Origin of the sequence: Streptomyces sp. BE20 (assembly GCF_036322525.1) — a bacterium.
Lineage (GTDB): Bacteria > Actinomycetota > Actinomycetes > Streptomycetales > Streptomycetaceae > Kitasatospora.
Map to the genome: position 1 here is coordinate 1 of NZ_JAQYWW010000856.1, position 415 is coordinate 415.

Here is a 415-nt window from a genome sequence, read left to right on the forward strand (position 1 = left end):
CTACCAGGGTATCTAATCCTGTTCGCTCCCCACGCTTTCGCTCCTCAGCGTCAGTAATGGCCCAGAGATCCGCCTTCGCCACCGGTGTTCCTCCTGATATCTGCGCATTTCACCGCTACACCATGAATTCCGATCTCACCTACCACACTCTAGCCTGCCCGTATCGAATGCAGACCCGGGGTAAAGCGCCGGGCTTACACATCCGACGTGAAAGGCCGCCTTCGAGCTCTTTACGCCCATTAATTCCGGACATCGCTCGCACCCTACGTATTACAGCGGCTGCTGGCACGTAGTTAGCCGGTGCTTCTTCTGCAGGTACCGTCACTTGCGCTTCTTCCCTGCTGAAAGAGGTTTACAACCCGAAGGCCGTCATCCCTCACGCGGCGTCGCTGCATCAGGCTTTCGCCCATTGTGC

1 rRNA gene is annotated in these 415 nt (G+C 57.3%); it reads right to left on the minus strand.

The features are described from left to right. Window positions 1-415, minus strand: a 16S ribosomal RNA gene (locus PUR61_RS18385); the annotation flags it as partial.